16 protein-coding genes are annotated in these 16,481 nt (G+C 67.0%); 11 read left to right on the top strand and 5 right to left on the bottom strand.

All coding sequences use genetic code 11. The features are described from left to right. Positions 1-91 precede the first annotated feature (91 nt). Positions 92-835 carry an MgtC/SapB family protein gene (locus ABNQ38_RS24590; protein ID WP_377808466.1) on the bottom strand — a complete coding sequence of 248 codons (744 nt, stop codon included), beginning with the start codon at positions 833-835 and terminating at the stop codon, positions 92-94. A gap of 254 nt (positions 836-1,089) precedes the next feature. On the opposite strand from ABNQ38_RS24590, the gene ABNQ38_RS24585 reads away from it, so the two are divergent. From ABNQ38_RS24585 to ABNQ38_RS24565, 5 genes are all read left to right on the top strand, one after another. Further along, a complete protein-coding gene (locus tag ABNQ38_RS24585; protein ID WP_377808465.1) occupies positions 1,090-1,284 on the top strand; it encodes a periplasmic nitrate reductase, NapE protein in 195 nt (64 codons plus the stop codon). A gap of 24 nt (positions 1,285-1,308) precedes the next feature. Further along, a complete protein-coding gene (locus ABNQ38_RS24580; RefSeq protein WP_098738925.1) occupies positions 1,309-1,575 on the top strand; it encodes a chaperone NapD in 267 nt (88 codons plus the stop codon). Positions 1,576-1,657: 82 nt separating this feature from the next. Beyond that, positions 1,658-4,159: a nitrate reductase catalytic subunit NapA gene (gene napA / locus ABNQ38_RS24575; RefSeq protein WP_377808464.1), complete on the top strand. Its 2,502-nt coding sequence runs from the start codon at positions 1,658-1,660 to the stop codon at positions 4,157-4,159. A gap of 14 nt (positions 4,160-4,173) precedes the next feature. Beyond that, the gene (locus ABNQ38_RS24570) at positions 4,174-4,698 is read left to right on the top strand and encodes a nitrate reductase cytochrome c-type subunit (protein ID WP_199235386.1); all 525 of its coding nucleotides are present in this window, start codon (positions 4,174-4,176) and stop codon (positions 4,696-4,698) included. Next, on the top strand, positions 4,695-5,312 hold the full coding sequence (locus ABNQ38_RS24565; protein WP_098738922.1) for a cytochrome c3 family protein: 618 nt from the start codon (positions 4,695-4,697) through the stop codon (positions 5,310-5,312). Before ABNQ38_RS24570 ends, ABNQ38_RS24565 begins: the two co-directional genes overlap by 4 nt. Positions 5,313-5,390: 78 nt before the next feature. Here ABNQ38_RS24565 and ABNQ38_RS24560 read toward each other — a convergent pair whose 3' ends face one another. Continuing rightward, the gene (locus ABNQ38_RS24560; protein WP_377808462.1) at positions 5,391-5,765 is read right to left on the bottom strand and encodes a hypothetical protein; all 375 of its coding nucleotides are present in this window, start codon (positions 5,763-5,765) and stop codon (positions 5,391-5,393) included. Between the two features lie 10 nt (positions 5,766-5,775). After that, on the bottom strand, positions 5,776-6,603 hold the full coding sequence (locus tag ABNQ38_RS24555; RefSeq protein WP_377808460.1) for a hypothetical protein: 828 nt from the start codon (positions 6,601-6,603) through the stop codon (positions 5,776-5,778). Between the two features lie 261 nt (positions 6,604-6,864). Here ABNQ38_RS24555 and carB point away from each other — a divergent pair, with 261 nt between their 5' ends. Continuing rightward, positions 6,865-10,113 (top strand): carbamoyl-phosphate synthase large subunit, encoded by a 3,249-nt coding sequence (gene carB / locus ABNQ38_RS24550; protein WP_377808458.1) that lies wholly within the window; start codon positions 6,865-6,867, stop codon positions 10,111-10,113. Positions 10,114-10,209: 96 nt separating this feature from the next. After that, a complete protein-coding gene (gene greA, locus ABNQ38_RS24545; protein ID WP_063633617.1) occupies positions 10,210-10,683 on the top strand; it encodes a transcription elongation factor GreA in 474 nt (157 codons plus the stop codon). Between the two features lie 46 nt (positions 10,684-10,729). Here the strand turns inward: greA and ABNQ38_RS24540 are convergent, their stop codons facing one another. Beyond that, positions 10,730-11,677, bottom strand: a complete 948-nt coding sequence (locus ABNQ38_RS24540) for a dienelactone hydrolase family protein (RefSeq protein ID WP_377808457.1) — start codon at positions 11,675-11,677, stop codon at positions 10,730-10,732. Between the two features lie 193 nt (positions 11,678-11,870). Between ABNQ38_RS24540 and chrA the strand changes: the two genes are divergently transcribed. Continuing rightward, positions 11,871-13,178: a chromate efflux transporter gene (gene chrA / locus ABNQ38_RS24535; RefSeq protein ID WP_377808455.1), complete on the top strand. Its 1,308-nt coding sequence runs from the start codon at positions 11,871-11,873 to the stop codon at positions 13,176-13,178. Positions 13,179-13,209: 31 nt separating this feature from the next. On the opposite strand, the gene ABNQ38_RS24530 is transcribed toward chrA, so the two are convergent. Further along, positions 13,210-13,767: an Lrp/AsnC family transcriptional regulator gene (locus tag ABNQ38_RS24530; RefSeq protein ID WP_377808454.1), complete on the bottom strand. Its 558-nt coding sequence runs from the start codon at positions 13,765-13,767 to the stop codon at positions 13,210-13,212. A 173-nt stretch (positions 13,768-13,940) separates the two neighbouring features. Here ABNQ38_RS24530 and ABNQ38_RS24525 point away from each other — a divergent pair, with 173 nt between their 5' ends. The 3 genes from ABNQ38_RS24525 (at position 13,941) to ABNQ38_RS24515 (ending at position 16,458) form a co-directional block, all read left to right on the top strand. After that, a complete protein-coding gene (locus ABNQ38_RS24525; RefSeq protein ID WP_377808453.1) occupies positions 13,941-14,933 on the top strand; it encodes a mitochondrial fission ELM1 family protein in 993 nt (330 codons plus the stop codon). A gap of 157 nt (positions 14,934-15,090) precedes the next feature. Beyond that, the gene (locus ABNQ38_RS24520) at positions 15,091-15,747 is read left to right on the top strand and encodes a 2OG-Fe(II) oxygenase (protein WP_377808451.1); all 657 of its coding nucleotides are present in this window, start codon (positions 15,091-15,093) and stop codon (positions 15,745-15,747) included. 78 nt (positions 15,748-15,825) lie between these two features. Next, positions 15,826-16,458: a 2OG-Fe(II) oxygenase gene (locus tag ABNQ38_RS24515; RefSeq protein WP_377808450.1), complete on the top strand. Its 633-nt coding sequence runs from the start codon at positions 15,826-15,828 to the stop codon at positions 16,456-16,458. Positions 16,459-16,481: the final 23 nt, after the last annotated feature.

The raw sequence follows: 16,481 nt of genomic DNA, 5'->3' as shown, positions 1-16,481 counted from the left end.
CATCGCGGGCTATCGATAAAGATAAAGTTTTAGGAAAAGATTAAGCTTGTATGCATCTCGTCCTTCTAACTCTTCTGTTTCCCGGCCGTCGTCAGATGCGCGAAGGGGACAGCTTGAACTCCACCACCGTGTCGGTGGAGGCAAGGGCGCTGACGAGCGCCATCGGATCGGGGTCGCCTCTCCCCTGAAGCACCAACTGGCATTCGAACTGGCCGCTGCCGTTGGCGAGGTGGAAGGCCCAGTCGACCACTTCGAACCCATGTTTCTTGGCCTGCGCCCGCAATTCCTCCGGCGGCGGAGCCTTGTCGCGCGGGAAGACCAGCGTCAGGTGGACCACCGACTGGTGGGGCAACAGCCGTTCGACCGGCCGCAGCAGGCTCATCACCAGGATGGTCAACAACGCCGCGGCGATGGCGACCGCATAGAAGCCGAGCCCGATGACGATGCCGATGGCCGAGGTCGCCCAGATCGATGCGGCGGTGGACAGGCCGCGGATCGACAGCCCCTCGCGCATGATGACCCCGGCGCCGAGAAAGCCGATGCCGGTGACGATGCCCTGGATCACCCGCGTCGGATCGCCGGTCAGGGCAGCCGCGTGCGGCGCCCCCTGCGTCCCAATGCCGCCATACCACATGTAGGGGTAGGCGTTGACCACCGTCAGCGCGGCCGAGGCCAGGCAGACCAGCCCGTAGGTCCGCATCCCGGCTGCCCGCCCGTGATAGCTGCGCTCGTACCCCAGCAGCAGCCCGACCGCCAAGGCTCCCAAAAGATGAAGCAGGATCAACCCGTTGGTCGCCAACTCGGCCGGCGACCAGTAGGAGCGCAGCAAATCCATGGCCCATTCCATTCCCGATCTAGGCTTCCGATGAAGACCTCCACCGCAGTCTAGCGCAGCCCGGCCGGTGGCGCCCGCGCGGCGGAAGGCGCCATTCCGTCACAGGCCGCAAATGGCCACAGTTGACCTGAGTCAATTCCCATCCACCAGAAAGTATCGATACTAAGGGCCGAGAACCAGTACCTAAGGACCAGCCGTGAGGGTTGGCACCGGGACCGGTTCGACCTGTTCCCGCTCCGACCGAGAGTGCCGCCATGAGGTCCATCACCTCCCCCGTCCTGTCCCATCCGTCCGACCGGAAGGCGACCGACTCCGCACCGGCCCCGACCCGCCGGGCCGAAGGGCTGATGTTCCTGTCGCTGGCAGTGCTGGTCTGGCCGGTGATCGCCGTCGGCACCGTCTCCGCCTACGGCTTCTCGATCTGGATGTACCAGCTCCTCACCCACTGAGCCCAGCGCTCCGCCAGGACCGACATGCCCCGCGCCCCCGAAGTCCACATCTCCAGCCTCGTCATCCAGCACAGCCCCGACCGCACCGACGCGGTGCGCGAGGCGGCGGCCTCCGTCGCCGGGCTGGAGTGGTGTGCCGCGGAGAACGGCAAGGCGGTGGTGACGCTGGTCACCGCCAGCGCGGCCGAGGTCGTCGACCGCATCGCCCTGCTGAACGCCATTCCCGGCGTTCATACCACCACCATGGTCTACCACCACTACGAACCCGCGGACGCGATCGACGCAGCCTGACGCCCCTCCCCCGGATCGTCATCCAGGCGCGCCGTTTCCGCCTTTTCCCGACCGAATTTCCTCCGAACCTGGAGTCCTCCTCATGTTTCTGTCCCGCCGCGATTACCTGAAGGCGCAAGCCGCCGCTGCCGCCGCCGCGGCGGCCGGAATCTCGCTGCCCGCGTCCGCCGCCAACATCCTGACCGGCGAAGGTGCCAAGCTGACCTGGTCGAAGGCCCCCTGCCGTTTCTGCGGCACCGGCTGCGGCGTGATGGTCGGCGTCAAGGACGGCCGCGTCGTCGCCACCCATGGCGACGTGAAGGCCGAGGTGAACCGCGGCCTGAACTGCGTGAAGGGCTATTTCCTGTCCAAGATCATGTATGGCGAGGACCGGCTGAACCAGCCGCTGCTGCGCATGAAAGACGGGAAGTTCGACAAGGACGGCGAGTTCGAGCCGATCAGCTGGGACGCCGCCTTCGACATCATGGCCACCAAGTGGAAGGAGACCCTGAAGAAGAAGGGTCCGACCGCCGTCGGCATGTTCGGTTCCGGCCAATGGACCATCTATGAGGGCTATGCCGCCTCCAAGCTGATGAAGGCCGGCCTGCGCTCCAACAACCTCGACCCGAACGCCCGCCACTGCATGGCGTCGGCGGTGGCCGGCTTCATGCGCACCTTCGGCATGGACGAGCCGATGGGCTGCTACGACGACATGGAGCAGGCCGACGCCTTCGTGCTGTGGGGCTCCAACATGGCGGAGATGCACCCCATCCTGTGGACGCGGGTTACCGACCGCCGCCTCAGCCACCCAGGCTGCAAGGTCGCTGTGCTGTCGACCTACGAGCACCGAAGCTTCGACCTCGCCGACATCGGTCTGGTCTTCACCCCCGGTTCCGACCTGGCGATCCTCAACTACATCGCCAACCACATCATCAAGACCGGCCGGGTGAACAAGGAGTTCGTCGAGAAGCACTGCAACTTCAAGCGCGGCCGCGACGACATCGGCTATGGCCTGCGTCCCGACAACCCCTTGGAGAAGAAGGCGAAGAACGCCGACAAGGCCAACGACTCCGACCCGATCAGCTTCGACGAGTTCGCCAAATTCGTCGAACCCTACACGCTGGACAAGGCGCACGAGCTGTCGGGCGTGCCGAAGAACCGGCTGGAGGCGCTGGCCGAACTGTATGCCGACCCGAACGTGAAGGTCGTGTCCTTCTGGACGATGGGCTTCAACCAGCATGTCCGCGGCGTCTGGGCCAACAACCTCGTCTACAACATCCACCTGCTCACCGGCAAAATCTCCCAGCCCGGCTGCGGCCCCTTCTCGCTGACCGGCCAGCCGTCGGCCTGCGGCACCGCGCGCGAGGTCGGCACCTTCTCCCACCGGCTGCCGGCCGACATGGTAGTGACCAACCCCGAGCACCGCAAACACGCCGAGGAGATCTGGAAGCTGCCGGAGGGGACCATCCCCGACAAGGTCGGCTACCACGCCGTCCAGCAGGACCGCATGCTGAAGGACGGCAAGCTCAACGCCTACTGGGTCATGTGCAACAACAACATGCAGACGGCCCCGAACACGGCGAAGGAGACCTTCCCCGGCTACCGCAACCCGGAAAACTTCATCGTCGTCTCCGATCCCTACCCCACCGTGACGGCGCTGGCCGCTGACCTGATCCTGCCCACCGCCATGTGGGTGGAGAAGGAGGGCGGCTACGGCAACGCCGAGCGCCGCACCCAGCTGTGGCGCCAGCTGGTCGATGCGCCCGACGGCGCGCGGTCCGACCTGTGGCAGATCATGGAGTTCTCCAAGCGCTTCCGCATCGAGGAGGTGTGGCCGGAGGAATTGCTGAACAAGAAGCCCGAGCTGCGCGGCAAGACGCTGTACGAGGTGCTGTTCCGCAACGGCCAAGTCGACCGCTTCCCGCTATCCGACCTCGACCAGAACTACAACAACCAGGAGGCCAAGGACGCCGGCTTCTACGTCCAAAAGGGCCTGTTCGAGGAATACGCCTCCTTCGGCCGCGGCCATGGCCATGATCTGGCGCCCTTCGAGCAGTACCACCAGGAGCGCGGCCTGCGCTGGCCGGTGGTGGACGGCAAGGAGACCAAGTGGCGCTACCGCGAGGGCTCCGACCCGTATGTGAAGGCCGGCGAGGGCATGCGCTTCTATGGCAACAAGGACGGCAAGGCCAACGTCTTCGCCCTGCCCTACGAGCCGCCGGCCGAAGCGCCCGACACCGACTATCCCTTCTGGCTCAGCACCGGCCGCGTGATCGAACACTGGCACAGCGGATCTATGACGCTGCGCGTGCCGGAACTGCGCAAGGCCTTCCCGAACGCCGTGGTGTTCATGCACCCTGACGACGCCAAGGATCTCAACGTCCGGCGCGGGCAGGAGGTGCGCGTCACCTCCCGGCGCGGTGAGGTTCGGGTCCGGGTCGAGACGCGCGGGCGCAACAAGCCGCCGCGCGGCCTGGTCTTCGTCCCCTTCTTCGACCACACGGTCCTCATCAACAAGGTGACGCTCGACGCCACCGATCCCATCAGCAAGCAGACCGACTACAAGAAATGCGCGGTCAAGATCACGCCCGTCGTGAACGCCTGAGGAGTGCCGGCATCATGAAGACCCGTTTCCTGATCGCCGCGCTGGCCCTGCTGGCCGGCATCCCGGCCCTGACCATCGGCGTCACCTCCGGTGTTGTCGCCGCCGACAAGCCCGTTGTAATGGCGGACGCCACCGGCACCGTGGGGGGGATCAAGGTCCCCTCTACCAACCATCCGATCACCACGGATGTCCCGGCCGAGGCGACCCACCGCGACATCACCGACGACCAGAAGCGCGTGCGCAACTACGCCGACCAGCCGCCGCTGATCCCGCATGCCATCCGCGACTATCAGATCGACCTGAACATCAACAAGTGCCTGACCTGCCACGACCGCCGCAACACGGCTGGCTCGCAGGCGCCGATGCTGTCGGTCACCCATTTCCAGGACCGTGACGGCCAGACGCTGGGCACGGTGGCGGCGCGGCGCTACTTCTGCACCCAGTGCCATGTGCCGCAGACCGACGCCCAGCCGATCGTTCCCAACAGCTTCCAAGACTTCGACTCGGTCCTGGGCCATGCCCAAGGCGGCCAGAAATGAAAATCCGCGACGCAGTGCTGTGCCTGTGGCGGCTGTTCGCCCGCCCCAGCGTCCATTTCAGCCTGGGTTTCCTGACGCTGGGCGGCTTCATCGCCGGCGTCGTCTTCTGGGGCGGCTTCAACACCGCGCTGGAGGCCACCAACAAGGAAGCCTTCTGTATCAGCTGCCACGAGATGCGCGACAACCCCTATGAGGAGCTGAAGCAGACCATCCACTTCACCAACCGGTCCGGCGTGCGTGCCAGCTGCCCGGACTGCCACGTCCCGCACCAGTGGACCGACAAGATCGCCCGCAAGATGCAGGCATCGAAGGAGGTCTGGGGCAAGATCTTCGGCACCATTGACACCCGCGAGAAGTTCCTGGACAAGCGCCGCGAGCTGGCCGAGCACGAATGGGCGCGGCTGAAGTCGAACAACTCGCTGGAATGCCGGAACTGCCACAGCGCGGACTCGATGGACATCACCAAGCAGAATCCTCGCGCCGCGAAGATGCACGAGACCTATCTGTTCACCGGCCAGAACACCTGCATCGACTGTCATAAGGGCATCGCCCACCACCTGCCCGACATGCAGGGGATCGAGCCGGGCTGGAGCATGAAGACCAGCCAGAAGTAAGGATCAGGTTGCTGCAACGGCCCCGCTTCCGAAAGGAGCGGGGCCGTCGGTGTTTCAGGGGAAACCACCGACGATGCCTCACCCCAGCATCGCCACCACCGACAGCGCCAGCAGCGTCACCAGCACCGCCTCGCCCAGCCCGACCAGCCCGCGCAGCCCCAGAGCCACCCACCAGCTCGCCCAGTCGCGGCGGTGGCGGACCTCCTTCAGCAGGCGCTCCTGGATGCCGGCGACAGTGCGGCGGGCCGACAGGCTGGCGATGCCGCCGACCAGCGCCACCAGCCCGGTGCCAAGCACGAAATACAGGGCACCCTTCCAGCCGACGAAATGGTCGGGGTCGTTCAGGTAATGCCCGGCGCCGACGACGATCCACACCGCTGCCGGCCAGACGCCGACGATCTCCGGGCCGGGCCCGTCACCTTTCGGTCCTTCTCCGCTTTGCGCGTCGCCCATCGCCGCCCCCTCAGCCACCCGGCACATGGCGGTAGGCCAGCACGCGCGTCGCTGGCCCGCCTTCCACGTCGGCCAGCGGCAGCAGCAACTCGACGAACTTCGCCCCCGGCAGCATCGGGTCGTCGCGCACCAGCAGGCAGCGCGGCTCACCGCTTTCAAGACAGGCCCGCAGGTCGGACAGCCAGCGCTGCGCCGCCTGCTCCGGGTGGCAGTCGCTCACCCGCCGCGTCGTCGGCCGCTCGGCCAGCCGGCGTTGCAGGGCACGGCCGCAGGACTTGTAGATGAAATCGCTGCCGTCGGCGGTCGGCTCCATCAGGGCGGTGCGCGGCACGCTTTCCCGCACCTGGGCGGTGTCGATCTCGCTTGCCAGCGGCATGCGGCGCTTGCGCCTCAGCCTCACCCAGTGGGTGTAGAGAATGCGGACCTGCGGCGTCTGCTCCGCATCGATCACGTCGGCCCGGCAGGGCGGCGGCAGGTCCAGCACCGGAGTCGCCACCGGCGCCGACGCAAAGGCCGCCGCCGCCGGCACCGGCTGGGAGACCGGCTGCGGAATGGGCCGCGAGGCCGCGGCGGTGACCAGCGTGTGCGCCTGCCCCGCCGGCGTATGGCCGATCCGGCCGCCATGCTTCTTCAGCATCGGCAGCGGCGCCCAGGCGGTGCAGGTGTGATAGCCCTTGGTGATGCGGCGATAGTCCTGGCTGCTGGCGGTACGGCATTCCCCCTCCACCCCGTGGCGGGCGACATGCACCAGCGTGTTGTCCTCCGACAGTGCGCGCTCGCCGCCCCACGAGACGCAGGCGGCGCAGGCGCGGCTGTCCTTGGCGAATGCGTGGCTCATCGGGGCGTATCTCCAATGGGTATGCGAAATGGGAGAAGGGGAATTGATGCGTCCCTTTCCCCCGCGGTTCAAGACCCGCATGGGGCGGCGGTGCCGTGCCCGAGATTCAGTCATGCGAGGGTGACATCCATGCCACCCCTTCCCCCCCGGCCCGGAACCCCCTATAAGGGGGCCTTGCACGACATGCCCATCCCGCTCTCCGTCTCCGGTCCCCCGGTGCCGGGGGGTTTTCGGCTGACCACATTTCAGAGAAGCGGACCCATGCCCAAACGCACCGACATCAAATCCATCTGCATCATCGGCGCGGGTCCGATCGTCATCGGACAGGCTTGCGAGTTCGACTATTCCGGCGTTCAGGCGTGCAAGGCGCTGCGCGAGGAAGGCTACCGGGTCATCCTCGTCAACTCCAACCCGGCCACCATCATGACCGACCCCGGTCTGGCCGACGCCACCTACATCGAGCCGATCACCCCGGCGGTCGTCGCCAAGATCCTGGAGAAGGAGCGTCCCGACGCCCTGCTGCCGACCATGGGCGGCCAGACCGCGCTGAACACGGCGATGGCGCTGTCCGACGACGGCACGCTGGAGCGGCTCGGCGTGGAGATGATCGGCGCCAAGCGCGACGTCATCGCCAAGGCCGAGGACCGCATCCTGTTCCGCGACGCCATGGACAAGCTGGGCCTGGAGTCGCCGAAGTCGCGCATGGTCCGCACGCTGGACGAGGCGATGGACGCGTTGGAACTGGTCGGCCTGCCCGCCATCATCCGTCCCAGCTTCACGCTGGCCGGCACCGGCGGCGGCATCGCCTACAACCGGGCGGAGTTCGAGGACATCGTGCGCGGCGGCCTGCGCGCCAGCCCGGTCGGCGAGGTGCTGATCGAGGAATCGGTGCTGGGCTGGAAGGAATACGAGATGGAGGTCGTGCGCGACGGCGCCGACAACTGCATCATCGTCTGCGCCATCGAGAACATCGACCCGATGGGCGTCCACACCGGCGACTCGATTACCGTGGCGCCGTCGCTGACGCTGACCGACAAAGAATACCAGATCATGCGCGACGCCTCGATCGCCGTGCTGCGCGAGATCGGCGTCGACACCGGCGGCTCGAACGTCCAGTTCGCGGTCAACCCGGCCAACGGCCGTCTGATCGTCATCGAGATGAACCCGCGCGTGTCGCGCTCCTCGGCGCTGGCGTCGAAGGCCACCGGCTTCCCCATCGCCAAGATCGCCGCCAAGCTGGCCGTCGGCTACCGGCTGGACGAGCTGACCAACGACATCACCGGCACCACGCCCGCGAGCTTCGAGCCGACGATCGACTATGTCGTCACCAAGATGCCGCGCTTCACCTTCGAGAAGTTCAAGGGCTCGGAGCCGCTGCTGACCACCTCGATGAAGTCGGTGGGCGAGGCGATGTCCATCGGCCGCACCTTCCAGGAGTCGGTGCAGAAGGCCCTGCGCTCGATGGAGACCGGCCTGACCGGCTTCAACGAGGTGAAGATCGGCGGGGACGAGAACCCTGACCGCACCGCCATCCGCGGCGCGCTCGCCACCCCGACCCCCGACCGCCTGCTGGTGATCGCCCAGGCCTTCCGCCACGGCTTCACCGTGGACGAGGTGCAGGCCGTCTCCAAATACGACCCGTGGTTCCTCGAGCAGATCAAGGCGATCACCGACCGCGAGGCTGCGATCCGCGCCGACGGGCTGCCGGCCGACAAGGCCGGCTGGCTCAAGCTGAAGCAGATGGGCTTCTCCGACGCCCGTCTGGCCGAGCTGGCCAAGACCACCGAGGCCGCCGTCGCCGCCGCCCGCCGCATGGCCGGCGTCACCCCGGTCTACAAGCGCATCGACACCTGCGCCGCCGAATTCGCCTCCGCCACCCCCTACATGTACTCGACCTACGAGACCGACGGGACCGGCGAGGCGGAGTGCGAATCGGACCCGACCGACAAGCGCAAGGTCGTCATCCTCGGCGGCGGTCCGAACCGCATCGGCCAGGGCATCGAGTTCGACTATTGCTGCGTCCATGCCGTCTACGCCCTGCAGGAGGCCGGCATCGAGACCATCATGGTCAACTGCAACCCGGAGACCGTCTCCACCGACTACGACACCGCCGACCGCCTGTATTTCGAGCCGCTGACGGCCGAGGACGTGGTTGAGCTGGTGCGGGTCGAGCAGCGCAAGGGCACCGTCCTGGGCTGCATCGTGCAGTTTGGCGGCCAGACCCCGCTGAAGCTCGCCGCGGCATTGGAGGCTGCCGGCATCCCGATCCTGGGCACCTCGCCCGACGCCATCGATCTGGCCGAGGACCGCGAGCGCTTCCAGAAGCTGCTGCACGAGCTGAACCTGAAGCAGCCGGCCAACGGCCTCGCCCGCTCGCTGGAAGAGGCGGAGGCCGTCGCCAGCCGCATCGGCTTCCCGGTCGTCATCCGTCCGTCCTACGTGCTGGGCGGCCGGGCGATGGAGATCGTCCACGACATGGCCGGACTCCAGCGCTACATGGGCACCGCCGTGCAGGTGTCGGGCAAGAACCCGGTGCTGATCGACAGCTATCTCCAGGACGCCATCGAGGTCGACGTCGACGTCGTCTGCGACGGCACCGACGTCTATGTCGCCGGCGTGATGGAGCATATCGAAGAGGCCGGCATCCATTCCGGCGACAGCGCCTGCGCCCTGCCGCCCTACACGCTGCCGGCCGACACCATCGCCGAGATCAACCGCCAGTCGGACGCGCTCGCCCATGCGCTGAAGGTGGTCGGCCTGATGAACGTGCAGTTCGCGGTCAAGGCCGGCACCGTCTACATCCTGGAGGTCAACCCGCGCGCCAGCCGCACGGTGCCTTTCGTCGCCAAGGCCACCGGCACCGCCATCGCCAAGATCGCGGCCCGCATCATGGCCGGCGAGAAGCTGTCCGCCTTCACGCTGAACGGCCCGACCCCGCCGCACACCGCGGTCAAGGAAGCGGTCTTCCCCTTCGCCCGCTTCCCCGGCGTCGACATCGTGCTTGGTCCGGAGATGAAGTCGACGGGCGAGGTCATGGGCCTCGACCACAACTTCGCGCTGGCCTTCGCCAAGGCGCAGCTCGGCGCCGGCGTCACCCTGCCGGTCAAGGGCAGCGTCTTCGTCTCGGTCAAGGACCACGACAAGCCGGCGCTGGCGGTGATCTCCAAGAAGCTGCACGAGATGGGCTTCCGCATCCTCGCCACGTCCGGCACCGCCAAGGTGCTGAGCGATGCCGGCGTGCCGGCGGAAACCATCAACAAGGTGGTGGAAGGCCAGCCGCACATCGTCGACGCCATGATCAACGGCAACGTGCATCTGGTCATCAACACCACGGAAGGCGCCCAAGCCCTGTCCGACAGCTTCAGCCTTCGTCGCACCGCGCTGACCTACAACATTCCGTACTATACGACGGTGGCAGGAGCACGCGCGGCGGTGGAAGCGATTGCCGCACTCCGGAACGGCAGCCTTGAAGTCGCCCCGTTGCAGTCGTACCTTAGCGGATCGTATTAAGGACGGACGACGGCGCGGCGGACCTCCTCCGCGCCGTCTTCGTCCTTGATGTCGCTTTGGACAGGTCGAACGACTGCAAGCGGTGATGGACCGAACATGGAAAAAGTTCCGATGACAGCGGCGGGCTTCAACCGCCTCCAGGAGGAATTGAAGCACCTTAAGATCACCGAACGCCCGGCGGTCATCAAAGCCATCGCGGAAGCCCGCGAACATGGCGACCTTTCGGAAAACGCCGAGTATCACGCGGCGCGCGAACGTCAGAGCTTCATCGAAGGCCGTGTGCTGGAGTTGGAGGACAAGATCAGCCGTGCCGAGGTCATCGACCCGGCCAAGCTGACCGGCAACACCGTGAAGTTCGGCGCGACCGTGACCCTGGCCGACCAGGACACGGACGAGGAGACGACCTATCAGATCGTCGGCCAGGACGAGAGCGACATCAAGAACCGCCTCCTGTCGATCCAGGCGCCGCTGGCCCGCGCCCTGATCAACAAGTCCGTCGGCGACAGCGTCGAGGTGTCCACCCCCGGCGGTTCCAAGCTGTACGAGATCGTTTCGGTCGAGTTCCGTTGACGTTTCAACCGCCCTCTCCCACCCCGGGAGAGGGCGGTTGCCCCTTTTATCCCCCAAGCTTTTCCTTGAAGAAGTCGTTCACCCGCCGGATCGCGTCCGAGCGGGCGTCTTCGTCCGTGCCGACATGGGCGGTGCCCCCGGGGGCGGTGGCGAGGTCCTTGCGCTTGCGCACCGGCGCGTCCGGCGCATCGAAGCCGTGATAGGCGTCGGGATAAACCACCAGATCCACCTTGCCCTTGACCCCGTCGCGCCCGGACAGTTCGACGCAGCTCTCCGGCGGCGTCCAGTCGTCCTTGCCGCCGACCAGCAGCAGCAGCGGGCCGTCGGGCTGCCAATCCTCCTTGCTCAATGCCGCCTTGCAGCCGGGGTAGAAAGCGACGGCGGCGCGGAAGCCGCCCTCCTCGGTCCCGGCCGGTCCATCCTCGCCGGCGCCATAAGCGACCATCACGGTGCTCGCTCCCTGCGACCAGCCGATCAGACCGATGCGGTCATGGTCCACCTCCGGCCGCTTGCGCAGGAAGGCCAGCGCCGCCCAGGCGTCGCGCTTGCGCTCCACCGTGGCGCGGACGGTACGGTCCTTCAGCGCGGTGGTGCAGACCTCCTCCACATCGCGCGGACCGAAGCTGTCTACCATCAGCACCTCGTAACCCTGCCGCTGCAGGTGAGTGGCCCACCAGACATGGCGCGGCGACACCCGGCCGTTGCGGGCATAGAGGCCGCCGCAGCCATGCAGCATCACCACCGCCGGGTGCGGACCGTTGCCGGCCGGGCGCAGCAGCCGGCCGCTGAGCATCGTCGGCGTGCCGCCGGTCAAATCCCCGTCGACGGACGGAAAGCGCACGATCTCCTCGGCATGGACACCGACCGCGGCCTGTGCGGGCGCCACCGACAGGGTCAGCCCCCCAACCGCGATCGCGCCCGCCGCGATCCCCCCGGCACCGGCATACAGCACCGCCCCCAACACAGCCGCAAGACCGCGGGTGGAAGCCTTCATTCTGCAGCGTCCCCGACCTCCGGCGCCTGCCCCGACGGCGGCGCTCGCGGTTGCAATATTAAACCTCCGCGATGCGGAAGGCCATGGGCGCCCGGCATTTGTCCCCGCGGACACGCCGTCCGCCAGCCAGCCAGCTCCCCAACCCGATGGCGAAAGCTGCCCTGCCGCCGCGTTTGAGCTAAGCTGCGGGACGATGAGCGATTCCCCCTCCCCCCTCCCGTCCTTCGGTGCCTTCTGCCTCTATTGGCTGCGGCTGGGTCTGACCAGCTTCGGCGGTCCGGCCGGGCAGATCGCGATGATGCAGAGCGAGCTGGTCGACCGCCGCCGCTGGATCGATCAGACCCGGTTCCTGCACGCGCTGAACTTCTGCATGCTGCTGCCGGGGCCGGAGGCGCAGCAACTCGCCACCTATATTGGCTGGCGGATGTATGGCGGGCGCGGCGGGCTGGTGGCGGGTGGGCTGTTCGTGCTGCCGGGCGCACTGGTGCTGCTGGCCCTGTCCTGGATCGCCGCCGCCCATGGCGACACCGGGCTGGTCGGCGCGCTGTTCGACGGCATCAAGCCGGCGGTGGTGGCGATCATCGCCGCCGCAGTCTGGCGCCTGGGCCGCCGCACGCTGAAGGGGCCGGCCGCCGTCGCCCTGGCCGGTGCCGCCTTCCTGGCGCTGGCGGTGCTGCACCTGCCCTTCCCGCTGGTGATCGGCGTCGCGGCGGTGATCGGCGGGGTGGCGGCGCGCACGGGCCGCCACTGGTTCGCCCATCCCCATCCGGCGGGCGACGACGCTTCCGCCGCCGACCTGACGGCGGAGCCTGCTCCGAAGACTGGCAGGCTGCTTGCCCTGCTGGTAGTGGGCTTGGTTCTGTGGGCGGTGCCGGTGGGGGCGGTCCTGCTGGCCTTCGGCGCCGATCCCTGGCGCGGCATCTCGGCGCTGTTCACCAAGGCCGCCTTCATCACCTTCGGCGGCGCCTATGCCGTGCTGCCCTACATCGCCGGACAGGCGGTGGACAGCTATGGCTGGCTCAGCCCGCGGGAGATGATCGACGGGCTGGCGCTGGCCGAGACGACACCGGGGCCGCTGATCCTGGTCACGCAATATGTCGGCTTCTTCGCCGGCTGGAACCGGCCGGGCGCGCTGTCGCCGGCGCTGGCGGGAACGCTGGGAGCGGCGCTGACGACCTACGTCACCTTCCTGCCCTGCTTCCTGTTCATCTTCGCCGGCGCCCCCTATCTGGAGCGCCTGATCCACAACCGTCTGGCCGCAGGGGCGCTGGCCGCCATCGCCGCGGCGGTGGTGGGGGTGATCCTGAACCTGGGCGTCTATCTGGGAATGGCGGTGCTGCTGCCGGACGGGCAGCATACGGCAGGCAGCCTGATCTGGGCCTGGACGATCATGCTGTGCGCGCTTTACGCGCTGACCCGCCGGGTGGTGGCCATCCACTGGGTGGTGACGGGGGGAGCGGCGGCGGGCCTGATCCAGGCACTCGCCGCATCTTCCTTGTAGAACGAGTTGGGGTAGACCGCGTAGGGCCCGCTCAGCGCCGGGTGGCGCGGGCGGGCGTCTCGTCCTCGACGTAATCCTCCTCGTCGTCCTCGTTCCCTTCCGGGATGTCGGGCGAATCGACGTCGATGGGAACGCCGGGGGTGTGCTTGCTGGTGCGGATCGACAGGGCCGACTTCACATGGGCGACGTTGGGCGCCGCCGTCAGCTTGGTCGTCAGGAAGCGCTGGTAGTCGTCCCAGTCCTCCGCCACGATCTTCAGGACGAAATCATATTCGCCGGCCAGCATGTTGCACTCACGCACGAGCGGCCAGCTGTTGACGAGCTCCTCGAATTTCTTTAGGTCCGCTTCGGCCTGGCTGCTGAGGCCGACCTGGGCGAACACCGTGACGCCGAACCCCAGTGCATCGGGGTTGACGTCGGCGTGGTAGCCACGGATGAATCCCGCCTCCTCCAGCGCGCGGACGCGGCGCAGGCAGGGCGGAGCGGAGATGCCGGCACGTCGGGCAAGCTCCACATTGGTCATCCGGCCGTCGTTCTGCAGATCGCGCAGAATCCGACGGTCAATTCGGTCGAGTTTGACCCGCCGCATGGTTTACTCGGTCGCTCCGGGGATGATTTGGAGAAAGGATATTACACGGGCATGGTGTCTACGCCAAGACGGAAACCCCCGCAAGGGCGAGCAACCCCGATAACGGTCTTTTCGCCGCAGCCCTCCCTCCCGGGGGCTTCCCTCCCTTCGAAGCTTCAACGATCCGGGTTCTCATGCAACCTCTGACCAGTGCGCCTCTGACCTGCTGGGTTGTGTCGGACGGCAAGGCCGGCATGGAAAACCAGTGCATCGGTCTGGCGGAGTCGCTTGGCCTGACGCCGGTCGTCAAGCGCGTGCATCTGCGCACGCCCTGGCGCCAGCTGACTCCCTACTGGCGAATCGGCAACCGATTCGCCGCCGGCCCCAAGGGCGATCAGGTGGAGCCGCCCTGGCCTGACCTGCTGATCGGCACCGGGCGGCAGTCCATCGCCGTCTCGCTGGCGGTGCGCCAGCAGTCGGGCGGCCGGACCTTCACCGTCCAGATCCAGGATCCGGTGATGAACCCGCGTCACTTCGACCTGATCGTCGTGCCGCGCCACGACAAGCTGCGCGGCGACAACGTGATGGTGACCCGCGGCGCCTTGCACCGGGTGACGCCCGCCATCCTGGCCGACGCGGCCGAACGCTTCGCCCCGCGTCTGGCGCACCTGCCGCACCCGCGCATCGCCGTGCTGATCGGCGGCGACAACGGCGTCTACCGCTTGACGCCCACCATCATGGGCGATGTGGCCGAACGGCTGGCCAACCTGACTCGCACGCATGATGCCGGGCTGATGGTCACCCCATCGCGCCGCACCGGTGCCGACAATGAGGCGATCCTGCGCGCCCGCCTGTCCGGCCTGCCGGCGGAGGTGTGGGACGGCACCGGCGAGAATCCTTACTTCGCCTATCTCGGCCTCGCCGACGCCGTGGTGGTGACCTGCGACAGCGTTTCGATGATTTCGGAGGCCTGCTCGACCGGCAAGCCGGTCTATGTGATCGAACTGGAGGGCGGATCGCCCAAGTTCCGCGCCTTCCATAACGGTCTCTACCAGGACGGTATCGCACGGCCCTTCGACGGCTCCCTGGACCATTGGGACTATGCGCCGCTGAACGAGACGGAGGTGGTGGCCGAGGAGGTGCGCCGCCGCCTGTCCGCCCACCGCAGGCGATTCGGCCTGTCGTAACGGGAGAGCGGGGTGCGGCGCGACCAATGCGCACACCCCGCCGGTACGACCGGTTTGCTGCGGAGTTCGGTCGCCGGCCATGCCATAAGCGCTGGCAAACCGGCCGTTCCGCCAAACACGGTCCGGGGCCGTCCTTCCATCCGGAACTTCCGCCGCCATGACCACTCCCGACGCCGTTTCCGCCTCTTTCCTGCGTTGCCTGGAAAACAGCCGGCTGTTCGACCAGCCCTACAATCACTGGCTGCTGTCCGAGGCGCTGCCGGAGGAGTCCGCCGACGCAATCGCCGATCTGCCCTGGGGACCGCCCCCGGTGTCCGACACTTATGGCAAGCGCGAGACCAACAACGCGTCGCGCACCTATTTCGGCGAGGAGAACCGCGGCAGGTACGCGGTGTGCGAGACGATGGCCCAGGCCTTCCAGAGCCGCCCGGTGGTGGACGCGATCCAGAAGACCTGCAACGTCGACCTAACCGGCACCAGCCTGCGCATCGAATATTGCCAGGACACCGACGGCTTCTGGCTGGAGCCGCACACCGACATCGGCGTTAAGAAATACACGATGCTGATCTATCTCTCGAAGGGGCCGAACTGCTCGCACTGGGGCACCGACGTGCTGGACGAGAACCGGACGGTCGTCGCCCGCGCGCCCTACGCCTTCAACGAGGGGCTGATCTTCATCCCCGGAAGCAACACTTGGCATGGCTTCGAGAAACGTTCAATCGACGGGGTGCGCAAATCGATCATCGTGAACTATGTCGGTCCCGAATGGCGGGCGCGGCAAGAATTGTGCTTCCCCGACAAACCTGTTGCATAAAACTTCCGCCGTGTTTAAGTGACGCCGGTTTTGGGGGGCAAAGCCACCGTCGGCACGCTCTTTGGGAGTCTCGTACCCATGTCCATGCTTGATCTGGACAAGTTCCGCGCTACCCCCCTGCAGCACGATCCCTATGATTTCCTGTGCGTTCCGGGTTTCGTGAAGCGGGAGTATCTGGAAGAGCTGCACCGCGATTATCCCAAGGTGGACAAGCCCGGCTCGATCCCGCTGGGCGTCTTCCCCCAGGGGCCGAGCTTCGACCGCATGATCGCCGAACTGAAGGGGCCGGAGGTCTGCAAGGCCTTCTCCGACAAGTTCGATCTAAATCTGTCGAAGTATCCGACCATGTTCACGGCGCGCGGCATGTGCCGGCCGACCGACGGCAAGATCCATCCGGATTCGGCCAGCAAGGTCATCACCGTGCTGATCTACATGAACCCGCCCTGGGAGGCGACCGGTGGTCGCCTGCGCATCCTGCGCTCCCAGAACCTGGAGGATTACGCCGCCGAGGTCCCGCCGGAGGAAGGCACCCTGATGTGCTTCCGCCGCAGCGACACCTCCTGGCACGGCCATTATCCCTTCGAAGGCCAGCGCCGCGCGATCCAGATGAACTGGGTCAAGGGCGGCGTCTATATCTGGCACGAACAGTGGCGCCACCGCATCGGCGCCTGGGCGAAGGGCGTCTTCGGCGGCCAGCCGGCAGGTTATTGAGGACCGGCTGTTGCAGGCACAGG

Source organism: Azospirillum sp. A29, assembly GCF_042604625.1.
Lineage (GTDB): Bacteria > Pseudomonadota > Alphaproteobacteria > Azospirillales > Azospirillaceae > Azospirillum > Azospirillum palustre.
The sequence above is the reverse complement of the archived record's forward strand: the minus strand, read 5'-3'. Positions and strand labels throughout refer to the sequence as shown.

Excerpts from the sequence above, each read along its gene's own strand:
- ABNQ38_RS24590 (WP_377808466.1), bottom strand. The coding sequence starts at position 835 with ATGGATTTGCTGCGCTCCTACTGGTCGCCGGCCGAGTTGGCGACCAAC.
- ABNQ38_RS24585 (WP_377808465.1), top strand. The coding sequence starts at position 1,090 with ATGAGGTCCATCACCTCCCCCGTCCTGTCCCATCCGTCCGACCGGAAG.
- ABNQ38_RS24580 (WP_098738925.1), top strand. The coding sequence starts at position 1,309 with ATGCCCCGCGCCCCCGAAGTCCACATCTCCAGCCTCGTCATCCAGCAC.
- napA (WP_377808464.1), top strand. The coding sequence starts at position 1,658 with ATGTTTCTGTCCCGCCGCGATTACCTGAAGGCGCAAGCCGCCGCTGCC.
- ABNQ38_RS24570 (WP_199235386.1), top strand. The coding sequence starts at position 4,174 with ATGAAGACCCGTTTCCTGATCGCCGCGCTGGCCCTGCTGGCCGGCATC.
- ABNQ38_RS24565 (WP_098738922.1), top strand. The coding sequence starts at position 4,695 with ATGAAAATCCGCGACGCAGTGCTGTGCCTGTGGCGGCTGTTCGCCCGC.
- ABNQ38_RS24560 (WP_377808462.1), bottom strand. The coding sequence starts at position 5,765 with ATGGGCGACGCGCAAAGCGGAGAAGGACCGAAAGGTGACGGGCCCGGC.
- ABNQ38_RS24555 (WP_377808460.1), bottom strand. The coding sequence starts at position 6,603 with ATGAGCCACGCATTCGCCAAGGACAGCCGCGCCTGCGCCGCCTGCGTC.
- carB (WP_377808458.1), top strand. The coding sequence starts at position 6,865 with ATGCCCAAACGCACCGACATCAAATCCATCTGCATCATCGGCGCGGGT.
- greA (WP_063633617.1), top strand. The coding sequence starts at position 10,210 with ATGGAAAAAGTTCCGATGACAGCGGCGGGCTTCAACCGCCTCCAGGAG.
- ABNQ38_RS24540 (WP_377808457.1), bottom strand. The coding sequence starts at position 11,677 with ATGAAGGCTTCCACCCGCGGTCTTGCGGCTGTGTTGGGGGCGGTGCTG.
- chrA (WP_377808455.1), top strand. The coding sequence starts at position 11,871 with ATGAGCGATTCCCCCTCCCCCCTCCCGTCCTTCGGTGCCTTCTGCCTC.
- ABNQ38_RS24530 (WP_377808454.1), bottom strand. The coding sequence starts at position 13,767 with ATGCGGCGGGTCAAACTCGACCGAATTGACCGTCGGATTCTGCGCGAT.
- ABNQ38_RS24525 (WP_377808453.1), top strand. The coding sequence starts at position 13,941 with ATGCAACCTCTGACCAGTGCGCCTCTGACCTGCTGGGTTGTGTCGGAC.
- ABNQ38_RS24520 (WP_377808451.1), top strand. The coding sequence starts at position 15,091 with ATGACCACTCCCGACGCCGTTTCCGCCTCTTTCCTGCGTTGCCTGGAA.
- ABNQ38_RS24515 (WP_377808450.1), top strand. The coding sequence starts at position 15,826 with ATGTCCATGCTTGATCTGGACAAGTTCCGCGCTACCCCCCTGCAGCAC.